Source organism: Methanolobus mangrovi (assembly GCF_031312535.1).
Taxonomy (GTDB): domain Archaea; phylum Halobacteriota; class Methanosarcinia; order Methanosarcinales; family Methanosarcinaceae; genus Methanolobus; species Methanolobus mangrovi.
Window position 1 is genome coordinate 103,886 of sequence record NZ_CP133594.1, and the last position, 26,186, is coordinate 130,071.

27 protein-coding genes are annotated in these 26,186 nt (G+C 40.8%); 6 read left to right on the plus strand and 21 right to left on the minus strand.

The genetic code is table 11. From position 1 onward, the window contains the following. Entirely contained in the window at positions 1 to 1,449 is a 1,449-nt protein-coding gene (gene fpoN, locus RE476_RS00560) for a F(420)H(2) dehydrogenase subunit N (protein ID WP_309308188.1), read from the plus strand. A gap of 1 nt (position 1,450) precedes the next feature. Beyond that, on the plus strand, positions 1,451 to 1,813 hold the full coding sequence (gene fpoO, locus RE476_RS00565) for a F420H2 dehydrogenase subunit FpoO (RefSeq protein ID WP_309308190.1): 363 nt from the start codon (positions 1,451 to 1,453) through the stop codon (positions 1,811 to 1,813). Positions 1,814 to 1,896: 83 nt separating this feature from the next. On the opposite strand, the gene RE476_RS00570 is transcribed toward fpoO, so the two are convergent. From RE476_RS00570 to RE476_RS00645, 16 genes are all read right to left on the minus strand, one after another. After that, entirely contained in the window at positions 1,897 to 3,177 is a 1,281-nt protein-coding gene (locus RE476_RS00570) for a GntP family permease (protein WP_309308192.1), read from the minus strand. Between the two features lie 63 nt (positions 3,178 to 3,240). Further along, positions 3,241 to 3,846, minus strand: a complete 606-nt coding sequence (locus RE476_RS00575) for a hypothetical protein (protein WP_309308194.1) — start codon at positions 3,844 to 3,846, stop codon at positions 3,241 to 3,243. A 10-nt stretch (positions 3,847 to 3,856) separates the two neighbouring features. Continuing rightward, complete coding sequence (locus RE476_RS00580; protein WP_309308196.1) at positions 3,857 to 4,483, minus strand: hypothetical protein; 627 nt, start codon at positions 4,481 to 4,483, stop codon at positions 3,857 to 3,859. 109 nt (positions 4,484 to 4,592) lie between these two features. Further along, positions 4,593 to 5,120, minus strand: a complete 528-nt coding sequence (locus RE476_RS00585; RefSeq protein WP_309308198.1) for a hypothetical protein — start codon at positions 5,118 to 5,120, stop codon at positions 4,593 to 4,595. A 49-nt stretch (positions 5,121 to 5,169) separates the two neighbouring features. Next, positions 5,170 to 5,796 (minus strand): chemotaxis protein CheC, encoded by a 627-nt coding sequence (locus RE476_RS00590; protein ID WP_309308200.1) that lies wholly within the window; start codon positions 5,794 to 5,796, stop codon positions 5,170 to 5,172. 17 nt (positions 5,797 to 5,813) lie between these two features. After that, positions 5,814 to 6,827, minus strand: coding sequence for a DUF3795 domain-containing protein (locus RE476_RS00595; protein ID WP_309308201.1), 1,014 nt, complete (start codon positions 6,825 to 6,827; stop codon positions 5,814 to 5,816). A gap of 56 nt (positions 6,828 to 6,883) precedes the next feature. Next, positions 6,884 to 7,357, minus strand: a complete 474-nt coding sequence (locus tag RE476_RS00600; protein WP_309308202.1) for a chemotaxis protein CheD — start codon at positions 7,355 to 7,357, stop codon at positions 6,884 to 6,886. A 2-nt stretch (positions 7,358 to 7,359) separates the two neighbouring features. Then, entirely contained in the window at positions 7,360 to 7,974 is a 615-nt protein-coding gene (locus RE476_RS00605) for a chemotaxis protein CheC (protein WP_309308204.1), read from the minus strand. A gap of 14 nt (positions 7,975 to 7,988) precedes the next feature. Continuing rightward, positions 7,989 to 8,603 carry a chemotaxis protein CheC gene (locus tag RE476_RS00610; RefSeq protein ID WP_309308206.1) on the minus strand — a complete coding sequence of 205 codons (615 nt, stop codon included), beginning with the start codon at positions 8,601 to 8,603 and terminating at the stop codon, positions 7,989 to 7,991. A gap of 56 nt (positions 8,604 to 8,659) precedes the next feature. Next, positions 8,660 to 9,481 (minus strand): CheR family methyltransferase, encoded by an 822-nt coding sequence (locus RE476_RS00615; protein WP_309308208.1) that lies wholly within the window; start codon positions 9,479 to 9,481, stop codon positions 8,660 to 8,662. A 1-nt stretch (position 9,482) separates the two neighbouring features. Further along, entirely contained in the window at positions 9,483 to 11,603 is a 2,121-nt protein-coding gene (locus RE476_RS00620) for a cell division protein FtsA (RefSeq protein WP_309308210.1), read from the minus strand. 1 nt (position 11,604) lies between these two features. Next, a complete protein-coding gene (locus tag RE476_RS00625) occupies positions 11,605 to 12,222 on the minus strand; it encodes a chemotaxis protein CheC (protein ID WP_309308212.1) in 618 nt (205 codons plus the stop codon). 15 nt (positions 12,223 to 12,237) lie between these two features. Then, positions 12,238 to 14,277 carry a chemotaxis protein CheW gene (locus tag RE476_RS00630; RefSeq protein WP_406600970.1) on the minus strand — a complete coding sequence of 680 codons (2,040 nt, stop codon included), beginning with the start codon at positions 14,275 to 14,277 and terminating at the stop codon, positions 12,238 to 12,240. A 53-nt stretch (positions 14,278 to 14,330) separates the two neighbouring features. Then, complete coding sequence (locus tag RE476_RS00635) at positions 14,331 to 15,437, minus strand: protein-glutamate methylesterase/protein-glutamine glutaminase (protein WP_309308216.1); 1,107 nt, start codon at positions 15,435 to 15,437, stop codon at positions 14,331 to 14,333. A gap of 1 nt (position 15,438) precedes the next feature. Next, positions 15,439 to 15,795 carry a response regulator gene (locus RE476_RS00640; RefSeq protein ID WP_309309535.1) on the minus strand — a complete coding sequence of 119 codons (357 nt, stop codon included), beginning with the start codon at positions 15,793 to 15,795 and terminating at the stop codon, positions 15,439 to 15,441. Between the two features lie 361 nt (positions 15,796 to 16,156). Further along, positions 16,157 to 17,092 carry a nucleoside recognition protein gene (locus tag RE476_RS00645; RefSeq protein WP_309308218.1) on the minus strand — a complete coding sequence of 312 codons (936 nt, stop codon included), beginning with the start codon at positions 17,090 to 17,092 and terminating at the stop codon, positions 16,157 to 16,159. Positions 17,093 to 17,231: 139 nt separating this feature from the next. Between RE476_RS00645 and RE476_RS00650 the strand changes: the two genes are divergently transcribed. From RE476_RS00650 to pyrG, 3 genes are read left to right on the plus strand one after another with little or no spacing between them, the layout of a single operon-like run. Further along, positions 17,232 to 17,423, plus strand: a complete 192-nt coding sequence (locus RE476_RS00650; RefSeq protein WP_309308220.1) for a methytransferase partner Trm112 — start codon at positions 17,232 to 17,234, stop codon at positions 17,421 to 17,423. A 19-nt stretch (positions 17,424 to 17,442) separates the two neighbouring features. Beyond that, a complete protein-coding gene (locus RE476_RS00655; protein ID WP_309308222.1) occupies positions 17,443 to 18,138 on the plus strand; it encodes a DUF7524 family protein in 696 nt (231 codons plus the stop codon). A gap of 14 nt (positions 18,139 to 18,152) precedes the next feature. Next, positions 18,153 to 19,736: a glutamine hydrolyzing CTP synthase gene (pyrG, locus tag RE476_RS00660; protein ID WP_309308224.1), complete on the plus strand. Its 1,584-nt coding sequence runs from the start codon at positions 18,153 to 18,155 to the stop codon at positions 19,734 to 19,736. Positions 19,737 to 19,785: 49 nt separating this feature from the next. Here the strand turns inward: pyrG and truD are convergent, their stop codons facing one another. The 5 genes from truD to RE476_RS00685 all read right to left on the minus strand — a co-directional run bounded on the left by truD (position 19,786) and on the right by RE476_RS00685 (position 24,336). Beyond that, on the minus strand, positions 19,786 to 21,099 hold the full coding sequence (gene truD, locus RE476_RS00665; protein ID WP_309308226.1) for a tRNA pseudouridine(13) synthase TruD: 1,314 nt from the start codon (positions 21,097 to 21,099) through the stop codon (positions 19,786 to 19,788). Between the two features lie 11 nt (positions 21,100 to 21,110). Next, a complete protein-coding gene (locus tag RE476_RS00670) occupies positions 21,111 to 22,280 on the minus strand; it encodes a transglutaminase family protein (protein WP_309308228.1) in 1,170 nt (389 codons plus the stop codon). 41 nt (positions 22,281 to 22,321) lie between these two features. Beyond that, positions 22,322 to 22,669 (minus strand): peptidyl-tRNA hydrolase Pth2, encoded by a 348-nt coding sequence (gene pth2 / locus RE476_RS00675; protein ID WP_309308230.1) that lies wholly within the window; start codon positions 22,667 to 22,669, stop codon positions 22,322 to 22,324. Between the two features lie 22 nt (positions 22,670 to 22,691). Then, positions 22,692 to 23,600 carry a tetrahydromethanopterin:alpha-L-glutamate ligase gene (gene mptN, locus RE476_RS00680; protein WP_309308232.1) on the minus strand — a complete coding sequence of 303 codons (909 nt, stop codon included), beginning with the start codon at positions 23,598 to 23,600 and terminating at the stop codon, positions 22,692 to 22,694. Positions 23,601 to 23,676: 76 nt separating this feature from the next. Next, complete coding sequence (locus RE476_RS00685; protein ID WP_309308234.1) at positions 23,677 to 24,336, minus strand: DUF434 domain-containing protein; 660 nt, start codon at positions 24,334 to 24,336, stop codon at positions 23,677 to 23,679. A 166-nt stretch (positions 24,337 to 24,502) separates the two neighbouring features. Between RE476_RS00685 and RE476_RS00690 the strand changes: the two genes are divergently transcribed. Next, a complete protein-coding gene (locus tag RE476_RS00690; protein WP_309308236.1) occupies positions 24,503 to 26,146 on the plus strand; it encodes a DUF835 domain-containing protein in 1,644 nt (547 codons plus the stop codon). The last annotated feature ends 40 nt before the right edge of the window (positions 26,147 to 26,186 follow it).

The following is a 26,186-nucleotide window of genomic DNA, read 5'->3' on the forward strand; positions in this document are numbered from 1 at the left end:
ATGGATCTAATGTTATTCGCACCTGAACTTTCCCTTGTGGTCACAGGACTGGCAGTATTGCTTATCGGCTTATTCATTCCGACAGACTCTAAGAAGATCCTTGGTTACCTTGCAGCACTTGGTGTTCTGGTTGCCCTGTTCTTCACAGTCTCAAGTCTCGGGACCGAAGCAACAGTATTCAATGACACGGTATCTATCGATGCCCTGTCACAGTTCTTCAAGATAGTGTTCCTTGTGGTCGCATTACTCTTTACGATCTCAGGTATCAAGTACACTGAAGGAAACAGTCACACAGAAGAGTTCTTCACACTCGGACTCTTCGCAACGATCGGTATGATGTTCGTTGCATCTGCAAACGACCTCATGGTTCTCTTCGTTGGATTCGAACTTGCAAGTCTTGCAACCTATGCACTTGCAGGCTTTGAGAAGAAGAATGCCAAGTCACTGGAAGCAGCCATGAAATACTTCATCATAGGCTCACTTTCAGCAGCACTTATGCTCCTTGGTATATCATATGTATACGGAGCAACAGGAACCACAAGTATCCCTGGAATTGCAGCAAACGCAAGTGTGCTCGTAGAAAGTCCAATGGGACTTGTAGCAGTGGTTCTCCTGCTGGCAGGATTCGGTTTCAAGATCGCTCTTGTACCATTCCACATGTGGGCACCTGACACATACCAGGGTTCACCATCAGTAGTATCCGCACTGCTTGCAGCAGGCTCAAAGAAGATGGGTATCGTAGCAGCTCTCAAGGTATTTGTGGTTGCACTCATAGCACTTCAGGCTGAATGGCAGATCGCATTTGCAATACTTGCAGTCATCACAATGACCTACGGTAATATGGTAGCCCTTAAGCAGACAAGTGTAAAGAGAATGCTTGCATACTCCTCACTTGCACAGGCAGGTTACATCACAATGGCATTTGTGGTACTCACACCAATAGCACTTGGCGGTGGTATATTCTATGCATTGTCACACGGTTTCATGAAGGCAGGAGCTTTCATTGCAACAGCAGCTGTGACATACATGGTACTCTCCGAGAACAAGGATTCAACTGACCCAGACCACATTGACAATTTCAGAGGTCTTGGAAAGAGAATGCCGGTAACTGCTCTCTCAATGACAGTGTTCGTATTTGCACTGGCAGGTATCCCGCTCACAGCAGGTTACATGAGCAAGTTCATTCTGTTCTCATCAACCATCCAGTCAGGATTTGTATGGCTTGCAGTAATTGCAATACTTAACAGTGCAATTTCACTTGGCTACTATGCAAAGATCGTCAAGTACATGTACTTCCTTCCAACAGACAGTGAGAAGGTTTCAGAACCATTACCATACACCGTTGCAATGATCATTGCAGTGATCGGTGTACTTGCAATAGGTTTCTGGTCCGAACCAGTTGTCTACTGGGCAATGGAAGCAGCAAAGGTACTCGTTGGAGGTATGTAAAATGACAGATTGTGATCTTTGTGGAGTCGGAATTCCAACAGTAGTTCCGGTAAGGGTATTCAAGCCAAAGTACGAGCATTCCTACCCGCATGGTATGTGGCAGGGACTTTGTGAAGGATGCCTTAATGCTGGAAAGAAAACTCATGATGCACAGGCCGAATCACCAAGCTGCGGTACAGCAGGCAAATGTGACTTCTGCAGTGCAATTGCACAGCTTTACGATGTAACAATCAGCAGACCTTCATTTTCAAAAGGTGCTGAGGAAGACACAGTACAGCTCTGCAAGAAGTGTCTCGTTTCAATAAACGAGTCACATGAAGCATGGGAAAAACAGAAGGCTGAAGACGCACACGCACATCACTAAGTATTAAAATAGAAGACCGGCTTTGCCGGTCAGCTCTTTTCTTTTTTGGATTAGTTTACTTTTAAGTTATTTTTTTCCCCTTCTCAGTAAAACAGCAGATATGCTACACCTGTGAGCATCAGACTGGTAATACCCATCACAACCCCACCCAGTGTATAACTTCTCAGAACCTCGGAAGTCTCCAGTTCTGCCAGATCCTTATATATCCAGAAGAACGGATCGTTGAAATGTGAGATAAGGAACGTTCCTGATGCCATAGAAAAAAGCACGATCTCAGGTGGCAGTCCGAGAAACGGGACAAGCGGTATCACAATTGATGGTGCAACCAGCATAGTAACCACACGGGAACCCTGTACGCTCTGTATGGCAACTGCAATGAGGAATGGAACGAGTATCGCAGGTAAAGGTAGTCCTGAAAGGAGGGTTCCCATTTCCTGTCCAACGCCTGTCATTGCAAGAGTGGCACCAAGGGCTCCACCTCCGCACATATCCAGAATAACCACTCCACTTCTTTTGATCGCTTTTTCAACCCATTCCCTGACAGAGTTAAAAGTGTACTGTCTGTAAGCAAAGAATATCGCCATGACAACTCCGATGAGCAGTGCCATGTCGGGTTCACCCATAATATCAAACAGGGCTATATTTGTGAACACATCTGCAAGGATTAGTGCAACAGGAATGGTAATTGGTGAATAGGCGGCAATTCTGCCTGGTAGCTTTATGTCCTCATTTTCTGTTTCAGTGTCAATTATGAAACTGCTCATATCTCCTGCATTGCAGAATTTTAAAGCATAAAGGTAACCTGCAATTGAAACAATAAATGCAATGATCATTCCGGGAATTAGTATATCGCTATTATTGATACCCAATTCTGATACTGCAGAATAGACGACCGGAGAAGGATAGACCAGGTTATATGATGCCAGTGTTCCAAAAACCAGTACTGATGCTGTCAGGACCTTTGGAACCCCCTCTTTTAATTTAATTTCCCTTGCCACCGGAACGAAAATCACATAAGCAAGAATGCAGCACATAAGCGGTACTGCGAAGATGAATCCAAGTATATTTAATCCGAACAGTGGCTTCCTTGATATTCTTATGACATCGCTGGCAATGAGTCTTGCTCCCCCGGTCCTGTGTAGAATAAGTCCGATTATACTACCAGCGGCAATGATTATGGCGAAATTTGAGAAGACCTTTCCCATTCCACTTGTAATCGCTTCAATTGTTCCGGTTGCTTCACCAGCAAGTACACCGGTGATAACAGATGTTAAAATAAGGCCTAAAAAAGGATGTATCCTCAATCTTGCAGTAAGGAATAGTATAATTAAAAGGGAAAAAACAAAAATGATTATAGGGTGCATCAATAGAAATCGGTTTTAGAGTGGTATAAACCTTACTCTACCAGCTCTAAACCAACTCTATTCTTATTCTTCAACGTAAAGCAGGTAAAGACAGCTGTTCTCTCTCATTTCCATGAATCCCTGGGTTTCGGATATTCCTGCCTTTTCCAGTAATACCTTCTTCCATGATTCTGGTGGAAGTGCTATCTTTCCGGTGTATGCCTTTGCTGCTATTTGAGCATACTGAAGGGGTTTTCCATCTATCTTGATTCTCTTTGCCACTTCTTTACGGTAGGTCTGGTGCATCATACATGCACTGTGCGCGGCAGAAGGCTGTATGGTGTGGTTATAGTGGTCTGTTGCCTCCATGTGCACAGGATTGAAATTGCCGATACGCTTGATATATTCTCTTATGGCATTGGAGAATGGGCATACCTTGGTAACAAATCCATACTTGCTGATCTGTCCGATACTTTCAAATGATGAGAGAACAGATTCCCCGTTCACAACAGCATTTGTAAAATCATCCCATGTCTTGTATTCTTCTTCAGGTACTGATTTTGCAAGAGATTCAGCCTGGCCTACCATGTAATTGGTAAAACCTTCTACACCTTGTTTATCCGATATATCTTCAAAGAAAAGATATACTGATACATCAACAAAAGGATTTGAGCCTATATTTTCAGCCATATGATCACCATTAATCGATTATCTCTTCACCTGCACTCTTGCCTTTGACAATAAGGGCAAAAACACAGGACGCATTACGCAGTATGCTTTTAATGTGTCTTTCATCCACATTGATCCTGGAAAGGTTCTCAGGTACCATCTTCACTTCACCGGTCATTCCTTTATTTGCCAGTTGCAGGCATTCAAGTGCCTGTTTTGCAACAGTAATATTGTTTGCTGCAACTTCTCTGAATTTCTGGTGTGTTATACAGTAATTTGAAACGGCTGAGTCTCTGATACGGTTGTTGTAACTATCTGCAACATCTGTGTCAGAATCAGGTATTGGTCCTATTCTGGAAATGTACCTTCCCATAGTAGGTGCCATAGGGCATGTTTTTAAAGCGTATACATATCCAATGACATCTCCGTCTTTGTCAGTGATGGCAAGATCTGTCTGGACATTGACTGCTCCTTCGACTGTTAGTGATGTCCTTCCATCTTTCATTGCCACGTTAAAAGCTGGCCATCCGACGTATGCTTCCTTTCCCATTCTCTCAGCATAACTTTCACCTACGCGAAGCCAGTATTCTACGACACCTTCGGTCCCTGCTTTGCTGACCATATCATCAACAAGTGAATATATTGCAATGTCCATCATGATTATGGGTCTCCTTTATCATTTTGAGTTTACGTAGTAAATACACTATATTTATATATTAATTGCTGTTATAGTTTTTAATCTTTACCATTGAATTCACTGTATTATATTAAAGTAAAGTTATTTTAATCCATTTCAATTCAGGATTTTCCGGATACAACTGTTCAGTGGTTAGGTTATCTTCTTCTATTATCTGCATAGCTTCATTTTCTGACTTTACAGTCATCTCAAAAGGGCTCTCCCCTGCAACATCGTATCTGAGAAAAAAATGTCCGTCTTCGGCCATAAGAAGCCTGACATAATCTTTACTTAAAGATTCAAGTCCAAGTTCGTATCCTTTCTGGCTTTTTGCTGTCCATACAACAATCTCAGTCTCTGCTGGATATGAAGTTTTAATCCCGCCGCTTAGCACAGGTTTCCTGTCTTTTTTAACTGAAGCAATGTTCTTACCTTCTTTTAAGGAATAAGATAGATCATTTGAAGTGATATTTCCGGAAAGGAAGAATGTGGTTGATGCAGGATTGTCTGTGTTTATTCCTGTTCTTACAAGTGAATGCAGCATCTCAGTGAACGCAATTCCTTTATCACTATCCTTTGTACCTGATCGTTCCAGATGCTGTGTCCAGATATTTTTCATAAAGATCAACCATTGAAATTAATTACTTCATTAATATTAGATATCAAAGTTATCCCAACATATTACGGATCGAACTTTGTATTTTATCAAGTGAGTGCGAGTCAAGCAAAAGGAACATGTCTCCGTAGATAGTTCCGGCACCAGCGTCTTTCTCAGAGGAGTACACCATAAACATTGTTTCAAGATTCAATATATTTGCAGGCTCATTCCCCATCATGGATATTCCTTTGTTGAGAACATCCTTAATAGGCCCCAGACTGATATCAGGTACAGAATGCATTATATTAAGGTTCAGGAAAGATGAGAGTGAATCCAGATATGAACCTGCGATTATATTTCCGGTTTCAAGAAGTGCAGACTCATAGATACTTGGATCTTCATCATGTTCAATACTCTGTAATAGTAATTTGCTGAGGTAAACAGCATTTCCGAATTCAAATAATAACATTACAAGACCATTGATATCTCCACGGACTGGTATCATTATACCTGTCATGGTTATCGAATCCGGTATCATATCAATGATGGCAGATGGTTCAAACAGCCGGGCATCAGACAGATTGAGCTGGACGCGTTTCTCGATCAGTTTAGACAGGGACGTGGTTGCGTTTCCCATCCCTATGCTTCCAATTTCCTTGAAAGCATCTATTATAAAATTGTCCAGTTCTTTATCCATTTTATTCATTCCTGCTATTATACCAGTTTAACTTGCACATTTTGATCCATGAAGAATTTCTCACCAACGTAGAATCGGATATATTCCTCTTTTCCACCTTTAATGAGGCGAATCTTTGTCCCTTCTTCCTCAGCAAGGTTTAAGAAAAGACCTTCAATCCTGGATACTGTCTGTTCGTCATGTGCACTCTTATTGATCATTCCAACAAGAAGTAATTCATTTGTTGCAAACCTTTCAACCATTTCTGACATGAATTCATAGATATCTTTATCACTTGCAGTGAGGAGCAATTGGCTTATAGGTTCAAAGATCACTGCACAGCCTTTTGGAAGCTTGCTTGTGAGTTCGAAGAATTTATCAAGCTCATCCGTTGGCAGTTTGATAATTCCGTCTTCATTAGTTACCTGTTTGCTTGTAGATGATATCTCTATGAATTTCATTGCGCCTATATCCATGAGGTCCCCTATCTTTTCCTTGTACATGGCTGTACGTGGTTGGGTAGATACAAGAACCGTATTGACCATTTCTCCATAAAGACGCAGACAGATCTCGATAACAGAGTCCTCATATCTGGCTTTTGGTGTGTACTCTATCAATGTGGATCTGTTGAACAACGTGGATATCTGTTCTACTTCCGCAATGTTATCGATATCTTCTTCAGATTGTAGCGATTTTGTGAATACCATTCCTTCTATGAGATAATCTCCAAGTTTTTCCCTTGGTATCGTTCTGAAAGCCTGAAACATCAAAAAACCAGCAGCAGCAAAGATTCCAATGTAAACAACACTCCAGAATCCTAAAAACAGGAATATCATTTCAGTAATATCTGTGTCCTGTGAACTGATGGCAATGGAGGGGAATATTGCTGATGTGATAAGGAATATGGATGTAAGTGCAAGGAGCAACCAGGCAATAGATCCCTTTTTTGTTTCATAGTATATCTTCACCCAGTAATATATGGCTGCAAATCCACATGCCATTGATATGGAAATGAAAATAATGTGTATTATTGTTATATCGGGAGTTAACATCCTGCTGCCACCTATGTTTTATGTCACATGCAATTATTAATCTAATTATATATATATCAATATGTTTTTATGCCTTTGATCGCACTCTTGACAGTAAGCTCTCCATTTTCAGTGTCAAGTATTATAGTACGCCCGTAATTGAGTCCTGTATCCTGAGCAATAATGGGTATTTTCAATTCTTTTAGCACCTGTTTCGTAGCTGCTATATTTCTCTCGCCGATATTTAGCTGGGTGCTGGAATTGAATGAGAACATGCTTGCACCACCTGCTATTTTGGCAGTGATGCGGTGCTTATATGCACCTTCATCAACCATACTATCAAGAAGGGAAGGTATGCCTGTATCTGCAAATTTAGCCATATTCTCTTTTGATCTTGCCTGATCGATACTCGGGAGCATAATATGGACCATCCCGCCAATATATGTACTTTTATCGTAGAGGGAAATACCTACACATGACCCTAATCCAAGGGTAGTCAGCTTTGTAGGCTTCTTCGCCACTGCACTATCAGCCATTCCCACTATTATCATGCTTATCTCGTACGCATTTCTTCTATCCTTTCAAGTACGGATTTTAATGAAGCTGAATCAAGCAACATGTACATGTCACCGCTCAGGCTATGGTATTCATCTTCACCTGCAACTTCAAAAAGGGTAGTCAGGCCGAAAATATGCTCTATTTTCCCATTCATATGCATTTTTGCTTTAGAGAATATTTCATTTGAGCTTCCTTCGGATATTATGGGAATAGAAGGTATGATTGAAAGATTCAGGAACTTCGAAAGAGCGTTATAATAACTTCCTGCGAGAATATTGGCAACTTCAATAAATGCTGAAGTTTTCATATAAGTGTCCTCTTCGGAAGTGTTGTCTTTGAGCAGCATGTCAGATAAGGCATCAGAATGGCGCTTTCTTATGATGAGCATGAATCCTCCGTTCATTTCACCCATTACTCTTACAATTGCTCCCATCCTGTCTTTGTTCTCGTCATTACTGATGTCCCGCACACTGAGCAATGTAAGGGCTGAACTGCTTACGTTTATTGATTTATCTACAAGCTGTGACAGGGCAGTTGTTGCATTTCCCATCCCTATATTTCCCACTTCGTTCAATGCATCGTAATAGAATTTATCAAGTACTATATTCATTCATCTCACTCCTGTCAAATCATCTTGTCAATACGCTCAAGTATAATATCCATTGAATCAGGGTCGAACAAGGTAAGGAATATACCATTCATTCTATTGCCCTCGATCATGAACAAAGTATCAAAAAGAAGTGCATGCTCTGCTTTTTGACTCATTTCAATGAGTATGTGATCTATTATGGCACCGAGCATGTCAAATGTCTGCATAGGTGGTGATAATTTAATGTTCAGTCCCAGGAAATTAGAAAGTGAACTGACATAGGATCCTGCAAGGATATTTCCAACCTCTTCTATCAGGGACTGGTTCAGAGGACTCATAATATCGACCTCCTCCTCGTTGGTGATCGTTTTGCATATTGTTTCAGTGGCTTCCTGGGGAAGCATCATCATTATGTATCCTTCCACATCACCTTCTACATGCATAATCACTCCTGATACAACTTTATCAGCCCCGCCTGCAAAATCAGGTACTTTCTCTATTAATTCTACTTTAAGTCCCGGAACTTCTATTTTAATCTCTTTTGAGATCATTTTTGAAAGGGAAGTGACAGCATTACCAACGCCTATATTGACAACTTCTCTTAATGCACTGATCTGTAACTCAGTCAGGTTTGATATTTTGTACTTCATGTGTTTGCTCCTGAATCACATTTTAGATACTGTCACTTTTAACAGAGTATCCGATGTCATTTCTGGTAGATTCTCTCCTTTGAGTTGTAAGCTTTATACATATCTTTAGATGGTCCTATCAGGGTCTCGGTCTTACCCATTACGAAAAATCCATCTTTCAGCAGTGCATTATAGAAATCCATGTAGAGCTGTTCCTGCAGTTCCTTCTGGAAATATATGGTTACATTCCTGCAGAATACGGCATCAAAACCATTCATTTTAGGTCCTGAAATAAGGTCTTGCTTTTTGAATTGTGCAATATTTTTCAGTTCATCAGAGATTACGTAATTGTTACCTTCCTTTGTGAAGTATTTGTTAAGGAAAGCAGGTCTTACATCTTTCATTTCTATAGTTGAGTAAACACCTTTCTGGGCTTTCAAGAGACTTTCCTTATCAATATCAGTACCTGTAATTTTTATATTGAATTTCTTAAAGTCATCACCAAGTATGTGGTGCAGCAACATTGCAATTGAATATGCTTCTACGCCAATAGAACAGCCTGCACTCCATATGCGTATAGACCGAAGTCCCGTATTCTTCGCTTTGATTATGGCAGGCAGCACTTCTTTTTCAACGATGTCGTATACTTCTGCATTCCTGAAGAAATTGGTAACATTGACAGTCAGTGTTTCCATCAGTTCAGGATATTCTTTGTCGTTGCTTTGAAGCAGTTTTACATAATCTTTGTATGTTTTGGAGTTAGTTGCACGCAATCTGACATCGATCCTTCTTTTAAAGTGTGAATCCTTATATTGTTCACAATTAAAACCAAGTTTCTTCTGTATCAGTATTTTCAACATCTCGTAATCTTCGTCCCTTTTTTGAATGGTTTCAAGCATTTTATCCCTCTACAAATTCTATAGTCACATTGTTTCCATCTCTCAGTGGGGTTGTGAATCTGGCAGGAACATTGTTCACAAGAAGCCTCATGCTCTTGCCTACAAGTTCCTCCTTCCTAATATCCATAAATTCAAATAGATCTGAAAGAATAGGGTCGGCTTCTTCCCCGTTTTTAAATATGACAGTGTCTCCGTCATTCACTTTTTCAGAAAGCTTTGCTTTTTTCCCATTGAGGGTGATCTGTGCCTGGGAACCGTTGAATATTACTTCTTCACCATTGAGAAGTACACTGATCCTTTTGCCTTCTTCCGGTTTGCCCATAATTTTTTCCAGGGTATAATCAAACTCGGTTCTTTCTACGGTTATGACGTCACCATCTTCAATGACATGGGTGGAAAGTTCAGATATATCTACAATCCTGTCGTTGAGTCTTACAATATATCTTATTTTCTCAAAGTATCGTATCTGGTTATTTACAATGATGCTGGTCTTCTCAGCATTCTCTGAATTAAATTCCTGTTCCAGTATATCCTGTAAACAGGCAGGTCTGATAATTACCCGTGACCTGTCAGGTATACTCTCATCAATCGATGCTGTTTTGTCATTAATCCTTACAAAAGGCAGCTGTTCCAGATTTTTACCATTGAGATTGATTTTAACACTGGACGGTATTCTCAATTTATCGATCAGGTCCTTTACCTTCACACGTGCATCCCTTCCGTCCGAAGGAGCTGTAAATTCAATAACTGCACCTTTGTGAACAGGATCTCCAAGGGCTGCTTTCTTTCCATCAAGCAATATTCTTGCATGTTCTCCCATTTCTCCTTCAATGGTAAGGAATTCAGAATTAACATTTAGACTAAGGGCCATTCCGGGGCGTGGGTAGAGTCTCTTCACCTTTGCAACGACAAGTGCATCCATTATAGACAGTCCGTTGACATCCATTAGATGAATGTTCGAACCGTTAACTGAAACATCTATAAATTCAATGCCCTGCTTGAGGATAGCCATTCTGGCAATTCCCAGAGGTGTTATCATATCAGCACCATTGACTTTTCCCGTGCTGTCTGAAAATCCTTCAATCTGCTTAGGAAGACGGGAGCCGATCCTTTGTATGGGCAGTTCCAGATGTTTTGACAGGTGTTCTTTAAGTCCGGCAGTCTGTGATCCTCCGCCTACAAGGACAACAGCTCTTGGTGTCCTGGAATTAAGTGATTTGATCTCTTCTGAAATGTGCAGTGCCAGTTTGTCAACTTCATTTTCTATGTCGTTGATTATCTGGCTTACAGGAACTTCTGATGTAATGCCGAAAATATCTTCGAGTTCTATATTTTCTTTACTGGTAAGGGATTGTTTAATCATCTCGCCTTTTTTGAAATCCACAAGGTAATGGTCACAAATAAAATCAGTAATTTCATCCCCTGCTTCCGGAACCATTCCATATCCGATGACAGTTCCATTGTCAGTTATCGCTATATCCGATGTACCAGCCCCCACATCTACAAGCGCAATGTTGAGTTTGCGCATATCGGTAGGCAAAGCAACGCTCAATGCAGCTATTGGTTCAAGTGTAACACTGGATGCTTCGAGGGAACATTTGTTCAGAACTGCAAACATACTGTTGATAACAGCTTCCGGAAGAAATGTTGCAAGCACTTCTATAGAAATATGAGTTCCTTTCTGGTCCACTATGTTGGATATCCTCTGGCCGTCGAGTTCATAGCTGACAACCGAATATCCTACACAGTTAAACCCTTCATCTATTCCAAGTTCGTTGCTTGCTCTTGCAACAGCTTCAAATTCCAGTTCAGAAATGTCTTCAGCTGTGATTTCTCTGTAGGGTATTTCCACCGAGATTTTTACATTCGATGTCTTCAGAGCTCTTCCTGCAACAGCAACTGATACTTTGGATAATTTATGCCCGATTTGCTTTTCCAGATCGGTTTTGACTGTATCTACGACTTTAGCGACCTTTTCAACATCATGTATCTGTCCATCCTGCATGCTTCGTTCACTATGTTCATGAATGCACGCAGCCCTGATATTGAGGTGCTCATCCTCTGTAATGAGGCCAACTACAGTCCTTGTTCCGATATCCAGAGCAAAGTGGGCACTGTTCATCTTATCCCATCATCTTTTTCATGACCGCTGCCATTATTACGTCTGTAGCACCTGGTTCAAAAAGCATGTTGAATTCGTTCTTTGAATTTGTAGAGGGTATGAAACATTCTCCTTTAACAACAATGAATTGATCAGCAAGAGTTCCAATCTGTGCTTTAATGAAGTCACCTACTCCTTCCATATTGACTTCAATACTCGGATCGCCTATTTTCAGGTCAATTCCAAGGAATTCATTGACAACCCTCATGTAGGAACTGCAGAGATTTAATCCCATTTCACGCAGTTTCCGAATCTGTGGTTCCTCTATCTTTGTGGTTGTACCTATGGATTTCTTCATAAGTAGGTCAGAAAATGAGAGTGCGGAAAATTTAGGAAGCAGTATAAGAGTTCCACCAGTCACATCACCGGACATGTGGAGGTGTATTCCTATTACACTTTTGTTCTTCCCTTCTTCATTGCTCTTTGCAATTATCTCATCAAGAGTAAGCATTTCAACAACAGGGATATCTATCTTTACGTCCCTATTCACCATCTTTGAAAGTGAAGTAGCCAGATGGCCCATTCCAATGTTTCCTGCTTCTTGAAATGCTCCTTTTGCCATTTCGTCCAATTCTGCCATGTTATTCCCTCATATTTAGATTAATGTAGCAATATCCAGGATCAATGCGACACTTCCATCTCCTAGGATAGTTGCACCTGCGAATCCTCTTATGTTTTTCAAAATTTTATTATCAAGTGTTTTAATTATTACTTCCTGCTGGCCAAGAAGACTGTCAACTACCAACCCGATGTTGTTTCCCATTTTTTCAACAACAACAACGATTAGAGTCTTTTTCTCTTCCTGTTCTTCCGTACAATCCAGAACATCATGCAATCTCAACAACGGAAGTACTTCGCCTCTCAGAAGAACAACTTCTTTACCTTCTATGGTCTTTATTTCGCTGGCTTTTATCCCAACATCACGAATAACATTGCCAAGTGGAATGGCGTATGTTTCATCGGCTACAGTGACCATAAGTGACTGAATAATGGCTACTGTTAATGGTAGCTGCAGTTTCATTATGCTTCCCTGGCCGGGTACTGAACTGATCTTTACGCTTCCGCCAAGGGACTCAATCTTTGTTTTGACAGCATCCATACCGACTCCCCTTCCGGAGATGTCAGTAATAGCTTTAGCCCCGCTAAATCCAGGCATGAAAATAAGGTTCAGGGCATCTGTATCTGAAAGCTTATCAACTTCTTCCCTGCTCATTATTTCTTTCTTAACAGCTATATCTCTCAGAGTAGCAGGGTCCATTCCTTTTCCGTCATCTTCCACTTCTATCAGAACACTATTTCTCTGACGTGAAGCTGCCAGCCTGACAAGACCTGCAACAGGCTTCCCTATTTTTCTACGCTCGTCCTCTGATTCGATTCCATGGTCAACGGCATTACGCAGAAGATGGACGAGTGGGTCCCCAATTTCATCCAGAACAGTTCTATCAAGTTCGATCTCTTTTCCTTCGATGATGAGGTTTATTTGTTTACCCTCTGATTTTGCAAGGTCTCTTATCATTCGTGGGAACCTGCTGAAGATCTGGTCGATAGGGACCATTCTTGATTCCATGACTTCTGTCTGTATCTCGTTTGTCAGGCGGTCAAGGTTTGCAAGTGATTCATCCAGATCCTTTGCATTAAGGTCAGAGGCAAGCTGGTTTAACCTTATCTTGTTTATGATAAGTTCTCCAACCAGATTCATCAGGTTATCAAGCCGTTCAATATTAACCCTGACACTTTGTATGCTTTTGACCGCATCTGACCTTTTGACACTGGAACTGTTTTGATGTACTTCTTCATCGTTCTCTTTTTTGTCATGGTCTATTTTATCATTCTGGGTGCTCTGGGAAATTGTGGTGGGGACTACATTTTTGATTTCTGAAATTTTCGTTATGTTTCCAACTATCTCTTCATCAGTAGCTTTTGTAGAAAATATGACTGTGAACTCAAGATCGAATTTTTCATCTTCAAGCTGTTCCTCCCCGGGTTCACACTTTATAATTTCTCCCATCTTTGTAACATTGATAAGTACAAGCGTTGACCTAGCTGATTTAAGCACACATGATTCATCAAGGGTAACTTTTAAGGATACAACCCTGTTCCCATCCTGTGCAGCACATTCGATTGCCTGTTTTTCAGCTTCAGAAAGTTCGATGTCAGTCTCACTGGCAATCTTTACTGCAGACTGTAATTCACTACCGATATCATTTTCAATTGTACTGGTACTTGCAGCTATTGAACATGTTATCTCGCCGGTAGCTATTGTTCCTTCCATGGCTCTTACAAGTGTGGCCTGTAGGGATGTAATATTTACTGTTTCTCCGCTATCCACAGTTGCAACAAGCGCTTCCAGAGTATCCAGACATTCAAAGAGAATATCTATAAGACCATTACTAATCGCCAGCTGTGACTTTCTTACCATGTCCATTAAATTTTCCATTTCATGTGTCAGCTCTGCAATGGTATTGAATCCCATTGTTGCTGACATTCCTTTCAGAGTATGTGCTGAACGGAACATGGTATTGATGTACTCAAGATCATTGGGGTTCTGTTCAAGCCCCAGTAATGAATCATTAAGTTGCTGCAGATGTTCTTCTGATTCTGCTTTAAATATTTCTTTATATTCCGACATATCCATGGTCACACCAACCCTAAGATCATAATGATCTTCTATCCTTTTGCAAAAACATTTTAATCACCAGATGAATTCAGCATTCGTACAATTTCATTCGAGACCTTTTCCAAAGGAACAATACTGTCTGCAAGACCTCGCTGTACTACTGCTTTTGGCATGCCATAGACAACACAGGATTTTTCATCCTCAGCAATTGCTTTTCCTCCGGCATTCTTTATCTCTTCGACTCCGTCAGCTCCATCAGCTCCCATCCCTGTCAAAACGGCAGTTACGATGTTTGCTCCATATATAGGCACCAGCGATTTGAAAAGTATGTTTGCACAGGGTCTTACTCCCTGTTCCCGGGGATTCTGATTAAGTTTGATCACTTCATGGTAAACGCCGCCGGATTCTTTTGAGACAATCTCCATATGATAGTTTCCAGGTGCAAGATACGCATGTCCTGCATGAAGCACATCTCCTTCTTTTGCCTCAGTAACTGTCAATTGTGATTGTACATCCAGTCTTTGTGCAAGTGATGCTGTAAAGCCTGCAGGCATATGCTGGACTATTACCACAGGAACTTTGAGATTACCTGGTAATTTTGGAATAACCTGTTCAAGTGCACGCGGTCCGCCTGTTGATGATGCAATTGCAATAATTTTTCCTCTTGCATGGTGTTTGTTCTTCGGGATAACTTGCTTCTTTTGTTTAGTGGGCAAAGTTTTTCCTTCATTTTCACGTGCATTTTTCACGTGTTCTTCCATGAACCCGAGTTTTTTCAGGTCCACTTTTGATGCAATTTTTACTTTAGTACGGATCTCTAAAGCAATATCCGCAATGTTCAGACTAATATTTCCAGATGGTTTTTGTATAAAGTCAACTGCTCCATACTCAAACGCATTTAGTGTACTCTCTGCTGACCTGGAGTCGACCGCTGTCAACATGACAACTGGTGTGGGACATTCGCTCATGATATATCCCAAAGCGTGTAATCCGTCCAACACGGGCATCTCAACATCCAGGGTTACTACATCCGGCCTGAATTTTTCAACTTTCTCAATAGCTTCCTGCCCATTTCTGGCAGTAGCTACTACGTTTATTTCAGGATCTTCTTTCAGGATATCTGAGACTACCTTTCGCATGAGTGCGGAGTCATCGACTACAAGTGCATTGATAGTCATATTAGATTACTTTTCCAATTACTTCCAGGACTTTTGCTGCATCAAAAGGCTTAACTATAAAGTCAAGAGCTCCGGTTTTGAGTGCATCAGTTACAACAGATTGCTGTCCTATGGATGAACACATCACTACTTTTGCAGCAGAGTCCATTTCCATTATCTTTTTAAGAGCATCAATTCCTTCCATATTTGGCATGACAATATCCATAAAGACCAGTTCTGGTTTTAGCTGTGGGTATTTTTGTACAGCATCAAGCCCATCGACACATTCGCCAACCACTTCATGGCCATTTTTTGTTAATATGTCCTTGATGACCATACGCATAAAGGCAGCATCGTCCACAATCATTACTTTTACCATTTTGTTCATATCTCCAGTTTTTGGTATCATTTAATATGTGCAAAAATTGCACTGCACGTTAGTATAAAGCGGATTGTATCTCCACGTTATTATATAGAGGATAATATAATATATTAAATTATTGTTTGTTCCATATTCTGTTTTTGTATGGTTAATAGGCTATTTTCTACTCCTTTTTGAAATAACCACATCTTACAGGCTGTGCAATTTATACTATGCAACAACAATAAAAGCAAAAAAAATGCATCCTCATGTAAATATTCAATACAATTGATATATAAATACTTGATAATACTGACTTTAAAAATGTAAGCACTCGCTACATAATTTTACATTTGAGAAAATAAGTGAAAATTGTTCTTTATGCTATAGATAAAAGAATTAGCAGAATGCAAAACCTGACGAATATACTGATTCCTGTAGAAAATGCTACAATTCTGATTCCTATGCGTGGACCAAATATGGATATATAACGTGGTAATAGTGTCCTGATGCTGAATACCGGGAGCATGAACATACTTCCCAGCATGAGCACTATCATCGCCTGGATATATGATATCCCGTTATTGCTTATCATGGGGCCAAGCAGTGAAATTCCAAGAATGGGGCTTGCAACATAGCTGGTTAGGGGTACAATGCTTTCAGGCGGTATTCCAAACAGCTCGGCAAGAGGTAACACATTAAATATTTCAAAAGCACCTCGTTCCTTGAGAATAAACACCAGTGTGGTCATCGAAAGATATATTATCGCTATCTTGGTGAAAAGTTTACGATTACGTTTCAGGGATTTTTTGATTGCGTCTTTCAGGGAGACCTTCTTTGATGAAATATTATCTTCATACATGCATCTGTTCTTTTTGAGGAAGATCTTACTGAGTATTAGTACAGCACTTACCTTTACAATTGCAGTCAATATGAATACCATTACATAGAACCCTCCAACTACTGGACCAAGTGCCGGAAGAACTATGGGTATCTGGTAGGTTACTATTTCCCTGATATATGCCGGTGTGCTGTTAAGCAATGCACATAGCATAGTTTCCCTTTCATTGATACATCCTCCTTCTTTAAAATTCACTACCATACTGTTTGCAGCTACTGTAGAGCCCAATGCTACCATAAAAGATGAGGCACATGTATCAGGAAGGTTCGTGTACTTGAAAAGAGGCCTGACAAGTCCTGAAAATTTCTGCATGAATCCAAGTTCTATAAGGACGCCGGTTCCGAAAAGTCCTACGAATATCATTATCAGTATAGGAACTGCAAAGTCCAGTACCTTAAGGAAAATGGAAAACATGGATTATTGTACGGGCAAGGAACTAAATTAAACTATCTCTTCTTTTCAAAAACTCATACATAGAACTATCAGTGTTGCAATATTGTTTCAGGTTCTGCAATAGAAAAACCTTATATTGATTGTAACATATTCAAAGGTGGTGATCGAGTTGAAAAAGAACCTTATAGATATTCTTGCATGTCCTGTATGTAAAGGAGATCTTATCCTAAACATAGAAAAGGAAGATGCCAATGAGGTTATATCGGGCACCCTGTACTGTTCTGTCTGCAATGAATATTACCCTATAGAGGAGGGTATCCCAAATATGCTTCCTCCTGATCTTAGGGAATGAAATTTGTGAGGAAATTCAATTGCAACAGGTTCATATTAACAGACTTGGTGTAAATTCACTGGAATTCGAAACGGATACCGTCGAGTTACCTTTGTCTCCTGGTGAGGAACGTAGTTTTGAAATTGTGTTGATCAACTATGGTGCACCTACACATGTCAATTTATCCGTAAGTGACTCTATCAGGGAAAATATTACTGTTCTGGAAGACAATCCTTATGTCAAACATGAGGAATATATCCCGTTGATAGCAAGAATACCTTATGATGGAAGGCTCTATAGTAAAGGCCAGATATATATTACTGTAGGTTACGGTTCAAAGAGGCAGGGATTTAACCTGAATCTGGGTCACCAGAGTCCAAATGACAAAAGTTTCTCTGTAGATGTTGATGAGTCATTATACAAACCAGCCCCATCAAAACCAGTAAGGTCCTCTAAACCTTCTTCTTCCAGTATGTATGAAGGAGAACATTGGAGTGCTCAGCTTCCTTCTATATCATTTGAAATGATAAGATCTGCTTTAGGTCTTGCTGCTCCTCATTCACTTAATATTTTCAAGGCAGTTATGATATTGCTATTAGTTTCTGTCCTTGCTGCTATAGTGCTGTCTATTGATTTTGGACAGTTCTTTGGCTTTTACCAATCTATATTATATTCCATTTTACTGACATATTTTATGGCTTATCTATTACTAAGACTTCCTAAATCTAAAAGATAATCAAGGTGAATAATATGAAATACATCATAGTGACCGGCGGAGTAATGAGTGGGCTTGGAAAAGGAATTACTACTGCTTCTATTGGGCGTAACCTGAAGAACAAGGGACACAAAGTTACGGCTATAAAGATCGATCCTTACATCAATATAGATGCAGGTACTATGAGTCCTTTCCAGCATGGTGAGGTTTATGTTCTTAAAGATGGAGGCGAGGTAGACCTTGACCTTGGGAATTATGAACGTTTCCTGGATACGGAACTTACAAGAGAGCACAACCTGACGACCGGAAAGATATACGAATCTGTGATTTCCAAGGAGCGCAGAGGCGAGTACCTGGGAAAGACCGTGCAGATAATCCCTCATATAACAAATGAGATAAAGGACAGGATTCGCAGAGTTGCTGCAAAGAGTGGCGCTGATATCTGTTTGATCGAGGTGGGCGGTACAGTTGGTGACATTGAGAGTATGCCTTTCCTGGAAGCTGTAAGGCAAATGCACAGGGAGGAGCCAAAGGAGAATCTCGCTTTTGTTCACGTGACCCTTGTACCCATGGACCCACAGGGTGACCAGAAAACCAAGCCTACACAGCATTCTGTGAAAGAATTAAGACAGCTTGGTCTTAAACCCAACATCATAGTGACCAGGTGTCAGGAACCATTGCTTGAAAGCACGGTATCCAAGATCTCCCTTTTCTGTGATGTAGCTGAAGAAGCGGTTATAAGCGCTCATGATGCAGATGATATCTATGAAGTACCTTTGATGATGGAAGAAGAAGGGCTTACTGATATCCTGATGAAACATCTGGAGCTGAGTTCCTTCGGATCGGATGATGCATGGGCTAAGATGGTAGACCGGATGCACAATCTGAAGGGTGAGGTCAGGATAGGCATTGTAGGAAAGTACACTCACCTTGAAGATTCATATTTGAGTATAAGCGCTTCCATCAAGCACGCTGCCATTGAGTGTGGTGTCAATTATGAAGTATGCTGGATAAATGCAGAATCATTTGAGGAAGAGCCTGATACAATATCATGCCTCTCAGAATATGATGGCATACTTGTCCCCGGTGGCTTTGGGGAAAGGGGTACTGAAGGTAAGATAAAGGCCATACAGTACGCCAGGGAGAATAACATTCCTTATCTTGGTCTTTGTCTTGGAATGCAGCTTTCTGTCATAGAGTTTGCCAGAAACGTGGCAGGTCTTGAGAATGCTAACAGCACAGAATTCGATGAGAATACGCCTTATCCTGTTATCGATATACTCCCTGAACAGGAAAATGTGGTTGATATGGGTGCAACAATGCGTCTTGGAGATTACGAGGCAGACCTTAAGCCAGGTTCACTTGCAGAGAAGATATACGGTCAATCCAAAATAGTGGAACGTCACAGGCACAGGTATGAGGTCAACCCGAATTATGTTGACAAGATCGAAGCCAGTGGGATGGTATTTTCCGGCAAGAACAGGAATAGGATGGAGATTGCAGAGATTCCGGGACACAAGTTCTTCTTCGGATCACAATTCCATCCGGAATTTAAATCCCGCCCTGGTAATCCGTCACCACCTTTCAAGGCTTTTATCCAGGCAATGCTTAAAAAATAATCTCGAATTTGGATTAGAAATAAAAATATAATGCCCACTTTGTGTGGGCTTAGCTCATTTTTAGCGGTTCTACTTTCATATATTCCCTGAGAACTGTTGTTGCATAACTTCCCTTTGGCAGTGAAAATGTGAGTGTTGCCTTACTCTTTCCGGGATTCAGTTCGTCTTCTCCGGTTTCAAATACAGGTTCACAGTAGAGTAGTATTTCCCTTCGAAGGCCTTTTGATGCAAGCACAGGCATTTGTTTTATTTTGAAAGCTTCCTGTGAAATATCGGATTCTTTAAACATATCTATTTCAATATCACCGGGTACATCAGATGCAAACTCAGTATTGTATCCTACAAGAGGGGCTGTTACAAATGCCCTCCTTCTTTTAAGGAGATTATTCATGCCGTCAACATTTTCCTCAGTGGTCTTCTGCATTTTAGTGACATCTGGCAGACCTTCCTTATTCTTGAAACATATGATATCCCCGGGACATGCTTTATCAAGGGGAAGCCCGCGTTCTATCCTTTTGCAGATAACACGGTTGAAGATATATGACTGGTATGCGTGTATGAACATTCTGCTGATATTTTCTGAAAGTACGCTAAAGGAACCTATGAAATCCCCTGGATTTTCCACAAGGTAATGCATCATTGCCCTCTCATATCTGAGACGTAAAGGATAGTTTTTCAGTCCTTCAGCAAAGTCTCTTGTTTCCCATACATAGTCCCTTACCTCTTTCACATCATCAGTTTCATCCGGGAATGATTGCGCAATATATATTAGTGCAGCCTTTTCAAAATCACCTCTAAGAAGCTGTTCTCCAACCATGTGTGTGATAGGCCTGATAGCTCCAAACCTCTGAATTCCAAAAAAGTTAGGAACTCCGCCAAAAGCATTTATTTCTTCTGTGGTTTCTTTGAGGGTTCTTTCCAGCTCTTCAGGTTTAAGATCAATATCTCTTATGGTGATGCGGAATTCATTACCGTACAGGTCTCCAAGACCGAGTGACCTGTTAGACCTTCCTATGACCTTGAGTTCCACATCTTTGAGGTAGAAGTTCTCAATATCTGTTTCCGAGATATCATATATGCTGATCTTCTGGGTGGTCTTTGCTCTTTTATCCTTGGTACCGGCAAATCCGATTCTCTTCTGGCTGATGCCTAATTTGCGTGACATATCCCTGATGAGGTGGTGCATATCCCAGTTTGTTTTTGTCATCTCGAGGATCAGGTACTTCCCGCTGTCACCTTCTTCCCTGTTTGTTATCTCATTGACAATAAAATCATCTGGTTCCTGTCTCAGCATGCCTCCAATTCCATCGGCATGTGTACAGTAAAGGTCAATTCCCATCTTTTTTTCGACTTCTGGTATCATTTGTAATCATCCTAATTCTGGGGCGCAATATCAATCACAGTGACTGTCGTAGTATTGAGGAAGGTCCATCCTTCATCGGTTGGAGCTGTTCCTCCCGGGAGTCCTCCTGCATATATGCTGGATGTTGGGTCCATCATAAGCCATGAGCCATACTCGTCTGTAGTATAATATATTGGTACAGGGCCGTAGTACTCTCCTATTGCAGTTCCCATCTCTTCTGTGTTGTTGCCTATGTATACTGCTGCAAAAGCGTGTGTATCGGTCAGGTAGATTCTGGAAGTCCCTCCGATGGACTCTATCAGTGATGAAAGAAGGATAGCATAGTCATCACAATCTCCTGCTCCTACTTTTAATGTGTCACCGGGTGTGGACCACAGGTCTTTTCCTCTGGGGTCGCTTATGTACTGTATATTCTCTTTTGTATCATCGAATAATGCACATATCTGGTAAATGTTATACTGTCCGGGATATTTCTTTGCAGACGCTGCAGCCATTGTCCGCACTTCCACATCAAATGGCTCAATTTTATCATTGATCTGATTGAATATACTTTCGGGGTTAAAGACATATTCCGGTTCCTGCATACTCTTCTTTTGAGAAACTTCAATTGTAATATCTTCAAAGTCTTGATTTTCGTAGTCATGCCAGGTGTCAGATTTCGTTTGTGCGAGCAATGACATATGTGGCTGGAGTTCAAGTTCTTCTACATTCTCCGGAACCTCTATTGATATGACTCCAATATTCTTTTCTTCCCCTGGAAGTATGGTTATGCCTGTATCTTGTGAAGTAAGTTCTTTTTCCGGTAGTAATGAAAAACCAAACTGGTATACGTAAACAGGTGTATTTCCCATGTTTTTCACATACACACTGATAACGCTCTCGCTTCCTTCGTAAAATTCCGTATAGAAATAGTAGCTTGAAATCTCAAAACCTGGTAAATTATTTGACAGGTCATCTGGCTTGCTCTCATACGTGGAGATTGGCTGGACTGGAATAACCGGAGTCGTAAGTTCATCTGCATCTATCTGGTAATAATTCTCTTCCTGGAACAATTTGACAGACGATGGATTGAAAATATCCCCTACTTTTTCCATTGGTTCGGAAAGGCATCCGGAAGACAGGATTGCAGCTATCAGTAATACATGTAGTATTGCATGCAACACCCATCTCGTTTTTTCCATTCTCACCATGCTATACTTCCGCCCGAACGCAAGACCAAAACTCAGACGAGCTTCAAGTTTCCTGTGACCTTGTCGAGTTCATCAGCCTTTGCAGGTCCTATGCCAAGTACTGTAACTGTTCCCGGTGCAATTTCGGTAAGTCCTGCATCCTGTATAAGTGCAGTAGGAAGTCCCTGTCTCCTTGCTACTTCTTTCAGCTGGAACATGTCTTTTAATGTAGCTACTCTCAAGACCACTTTCTTTTGGCCGCCTTCTTTCCATTTATCGAGAGTTGTACGGTCTGCCCATTCAGAAGCAGAGACTGCAGCATGTGCAACCTGTACTGCAAGTTTTCCTTTGGATAACTTGAGGTCATCCCTGATAACAATACATTGTTTGTATTCAGTCATTGTTCTTCCTGATCCCAGACATTTACAGCCTGTTCTCGATAGTATCTATTATATGTTCTGCTACATTGATATTCAGAGATTTATAGATGCCTGCTCCCGAAGGAGTTGCATTTACTTCCAGGACAAAGCATCTATCATCACTTTCGATAATATCCACACCGGCAAATACTGCTCCAATGGCTCCAGCAGCATCAATACACATTTTTTCCTGTTCTTTTGTCAGTTCGCATCTCTGCGGAGTCCCACCCTGACTCAGGTTATTTAACCACCAGCCATCCGGCGCTTTCCTGTATATGGCCCCTATAACCTTTCCGTCAACAACAAATGCGCGAATGTCCCGTCCGGGATTTTCTATGAATTCCTGTATATAAGCAATTCCTTTTTCATTTATTGATTCAGAAAGAAAATCATAAACTGTCGTATTTTCTGCATTTCCGTCCGGTCCTATCACTTTATTGTTTTTTATGCGTTTGATCCCTAATCCCTTATACCCGAAAACCGGCTTGACCACAGCATCTTTCATTTTTTCAATGACGTCGATGGCAGTCTCAGTTTCCTGGCTTACAAAGGTCTCAGGCGTGGAAATTCCGGCTTTTGATATAAGGCAGCTTGCATGGAACTTATTGGCCGCGTTCTGTATGGCAGCCGGAGGATTGATCATAATCTTCCCGCTTTCTTCCAGTTCCTGAAGTACATCGAAACGGAATACATGGGCATCATTCTTGCCAGGTCCCATGTCCCTTATGACAATTGCATCCAGTCCTGACAGTTTAACTCCATCTGCAATATGCTCAATATCTTTCCCTATGGAAGTTTCCAGTTTTCCAAGGTTCAGGCAAAAAGTTTCAAAACCTCTTTTTCTGGCTTCCTGCACAAGTGCATCTGCAGTCCAGTCATCGGGGTCAGTGACGACTATTCCCAGTTTTTTCATGTGGTTTCCTTAAGTATTCTGTATTATTAGACTTATTGCTCATGTACAATTAAGACTTTGGCATTATTTTCCTTCATTATTCTCTGGATATGCAGGCCGGAATATCAATCACGTTATTCACAGAATCTATTATAATTCCGTCAGCGGTAGCTACAACATCTGAGATGTAACAGTTCTTCAGGTCATAGTCAACATGTCGTGATGTCATGGCACTTCCTGTAATTTCCAGTTCTTGCATTCTTTTTCTGATAAATGCTGCCAGTTCTCCACTGTTCTTCATCTGTGTGTCCAACAGTACATTCGCTTCTTTTACTTTTGATCTTGAAACGAAAGATAACATCTTCTCAACAGCTTCAAACGTAACATCATCATTTGAGTGGTTCCTGAACACTCCTCTGATATCCCTCAAAAAAGAATCATCTGCCAGCCACGTTCTTTCTCCTTTAAGCAGGCTTTCCAGTGTGATAAGTACATTGTATCCGTCTATCAGGACTGTTCTTCCTTTAAGCTCCCCACAGTTCAGTTTTTTCTTCTTGCGTTCCATGGATGTCTCTGATGAAAACACCGTACGCGCAAGTATGTATCTTTCATTTCTGCCAAGACGGTAATGGTCTCCTGCAAATCTGATGGAGCTTTCCCTTTGATACCCTCTCTCCAGAAGATAGCGAATATCTGTTGCAGCTTTCGCCATCATTTCAGGCTGTCTGTCTTTTTTATTAAGATAATTTCCAATCATCGGGTCTCATATGTAATTCTGTACTTTGGAAGAATTATATGTGTCGGAATGCAGGCAATTTCGGGGTTTATTTATATAGATTAAATATTATACTACCTTTTAACGTCGATGTCTGCTTATCCAATTCAGGATCAGATGTCAACAGAACGTTTTATGAGTGACCGGGATGGATGAACAAAAAAAGGGAAAAGTGCTGATAGTCGACGATGAATCAATGAATATCAGGCTGCTTGAAGCCTACCTTATGCACGAATATGACCTAATTTCTGCATCAGGTGGAATTGAGGCATTGGAAAAGGTAGAGGCACATAACCCTGACATAATCCTTCTTGATGTGATGATGCCTGATATCACCGGTTATGAAGTATGCAAAACTCTAAAAGGTTCTGAAAAGACACGTTTTATTCCTATTATAATGGTCACAGCTCTCTCCAGCCTGGAAGATCGTATAAAAGGTATTGAGGCTGGTGCAGATGATTTTTTAACAAAGCCGCTTGACAGGATTGAAATAAAAACAAGGGTAGGTTCTCTTCTCAGAATAAAAAAACTTCATGATGAACTCATAGCTGAAAGGGATCAGGCACAAAATTATCTTGACCTTGCAGGAGTAATGCTTCTCGTTCTTGATGAAAAAGGTATTGTCAGGCTGATTAACAGAAAAGGCAGTGAAATTCTCGGTTACAGTGAAGATGAGATTATTGGTAATGACTGGTTTGATAGCTATGTACCTGATATTTTCAGGGAAGATGCCAAAGAAGGATTCAATAACCTGTTATCTCGCGGAAGTACCGAAAACGGGAACTTTGAAATACCATTTCTCAACAGCAAACAGCAAAAAAGAATAATGAGCTGGAACAATATTGCGATAAAAGATTCTGAGGGAAACATAAATGGTTTGCTTGTTTCAGGTGAGGATATTACAGAAAGACTTGAAGCAGAATCTAAAATTAGACGGGCCAATGAATATCTGGATAATCTGTTAAAAGCATCTCCTATAGCTATCCTGTCTCTTGATGGCAAAAGGAAGATAGTTACAGCCAACAAGAATGCAGCCGACCTCCTTGGCTATGATGTTGGTGAGCTCATTGCAAGACCTATAAGGAATTTTGCAGATGAAACTGATCTGCTGGAATTTGCTGACAAAAAAGATTTTGGTATGGACTTCTTCACAAAACATGGTGAAAAAGTGTTAATGAATGTTTCAACTTCCCTTCTTACGGACGATGGTGGAAAACAGGGTCTCATCGTTGCCTTGCAGGACCGTTCCCGGCTAAGGGGAATATTCATCACTCCTCTTACTGAAGATGTTGAAGAGGATACAAACAATAATATAGTCGAGCTGGAAAGTGGTTATATCTATCTTTCCGAGTGTGAAGGTCCTGAGCAAAGTTATCAGGCATTCTCCGAGCTTGTTAAGGGTGGAAAACCAGGTCTTTGTATTACCAGGCAGAACCCGGATAAGATTCGGAATATGTATGGTATCACAAAGACACCGATTGTCTGGCTGACTAAGAACAAGATAAATGGCCAGCAATCCATTGATTCAACTGAACTTTTCAAAATATATCCTACGATAGCCGATTTTGTGAATAAGGTCGACGATGGCGTAATTTTAATGGACGGTCTGGAGTACTTGATACTTGATAATGATTTTCTATCAGTGGTCAAACTGATAGAGCAAACGAATGATACTATAATGGCATCCAGCTCAAGAATGGTTTTACAGGTGGATCCGAATGTACTGGAGAAGAAAGAATTCCATCTGCTAAAAAGATGGATGAGGTCTGTATCCGGGGATTCTATTAGTTAACTTGAATTTGTGTTTATATCGATTTTCTCACCATATTCTC

What these genes read in the sequence shown, in the direction of transcription:
- RE476_RS00590 (WP_309308200.1), bottom strand. Translation starts at nt 5,796, where the DNA reads ATGGATAAAGAACTGGACAATTTTATAATAGATGCTTTCAAGGAAATT.
- fpoO (WP_309308190.1), top strand. Translation starts at nt 1,451, where the DNA reads ATGACAGATTGTGATCTTTGTGGAGTCGGAATTCCAACAGTAGTTCCG.
- RE476_RS00690 (WP_309308236.1), top strand. Translation starts at nt 24,503, where the DNA reads ATGGATGAACAAAAAAAGGGAAAAGTGCTGATAGTCGACGATGAATCA.
- RE476_RS00640 (WP_309309535.1), bottom strand. Translation starts at nt 15,795, where the DNA reads ATGGTAAAAGTAATGATTGTGGACGATGCTGCCTTTATGCGTATGGTC.
- RE476_RS00685 (WP_309308234.1), bottom strand. Translation starts at nt 24,336, where the DNA reads ATGATTGGAAATTATCTTAATAAAAAAGACAGACAGCCTGAAATGATG.
- truD (WP_309308226.1), bottom strand. Translation starts at nt 21,099, where the DNA reads ATGATACCAGAAGTCGAAAAAAAGATGGGAATTGACCTTTACTGTACA.
- RE476_RS00585 (WP_309308198.1), bottom strand. Translation starts at nt 5,120, where the DNA reads ATGAAAAATATCTGGACACAGCATCTGGAACGATCAGGTACAAAGGAT.
- RE476_RS00570 (WP_309308192.1), bottom strand. Translation starts at nt 3,177, where the DNA reads ATGCACCCTATAATCATTTTTGTTTTTTCCCTTTTAATTATACTATTC.
- RE476_RS00615 (WP_309308208.1), bottom strand. Translation starts at nt 9,481, where the DNA reads ATGCTTGAAACCATTCAAAAAAGGGACGAAGATTACGAGATGTTGAAA.
- mptN (WP_309308232.1), bottom strand. Translation starts at nt 23,600, where the DNA reads ATGAAAAAACTGGGAATAGTCGTCACTGACCCCGATGACTGGACTGCA.
- RE476_RS00595 (WP_309308201.1), bottom strand. Translation starts at nt 6,827, where the DNA reads ATGTTAACTCCCGATATAACAATAATACACATTATTTTCATTTCCATA.
- pth2 (WP_309308230.1), bottom strand. Translation starts at nt 22,669, where the DNA reads ATGACTGAATACAAACAATGTATTGTTATCAGGGATGACCTCAAGTTA.
- fpoN (WP_309308188.1), top strand. Translation starts at nt 1, where the DNA reads ATGGATCTAATGTTATTCGCACCTGAACTTTCCCTTGTGGTCACAGGA.
- RE476_RS00600 (WP_309308202.1), bottom strand. Translation starts at nt 7,357, where the DNA reads ATGATAATAGTGGGAATGGCTGATAGTGCAGTGGCGAAGAAGCCTACA.
- RE476_RS00605 (WP_309308204.1), bottom strand. Translation starts at nt 7,974, where the DNA reads ATGAATATAGTACTTGATAAATTCTATTACGATGCATTGAACGAAGTG.
- RE476_RS00580 (WP_309308196.1), bottom strand. Translation starts at nt 4,483, where the DNA reads ATGATGGACATTGCAATATATTCACTTGTTGATGATATGGTCAGCAAA.
- RE476_RS00630 (WP_406600970.1), bottom strand. Translation starts at nt 14,277, where the DNA reads ATGGATATGTCGGAATATAAAGAAATATTTAAAGCAGAATCAGAAGAA.
- RE476_RS00620 (WP_309308210.1), bottom strand. Translation starts at nt 11,603, where the DNA reads ATGAACAGTGCCCACTTTGCTCTGGATATCGGAACAAGGACTGTAGTT.
- RE476_RS00610 (WP_309308206.1), bottom strand. Translation starts at nt 8,603, where the DNA reads ATGAAGTACAAAATATCAAACCTGACTGAGTTACAGATCAGTGCATTA.
- RE476_RS00645 (WP_309308218.1), bottom strand. Translation starts at nt 17,092, where the DNA reads ATGTTTTCCATTTTCCTTAAGGTACTGGACTTTGCAGTTCCTATACTG.
- pyrG (WP_309308224.1), top strand. Translation starts at nt 18,153, where the DNA reads ATGAAATACATCATAGTGACCGGCGGAGTAATGAGTGGGCTTGGAAAA.
- RE476_RS00575 (WP_309308194.1), bottom strand. Translation starts at nt 3,846, where the DNA reads ATGGCTGAAAATATAGGCTCAAATCCTTTTGTTGATGTATCAGTATAT.
- RE476_RS00625 (WP_309308212.1), bottom strand. Translation starts at nt 12,222, where the DNA reads ATGGCAGAATTGGACGAAATGGCAAAAGGAGCATTTCAAGAAGCAGGA.
- RE476_RS00670 (WP_309308228.1), bottom strand. Translation starts at nt 22,280, where the DNA reads ATGGAAAAAACGAGATGGGTGTTGCATGCAATACTACATGTATTACTG.
- RE476_RS00635 (WP_309308216.1), bottom strand. Translation starts at nt 15,437, where the DNA reads ATGACTATCAATGCACTTGTAGTCGATGACTCCGCACTCATGCGAAAG.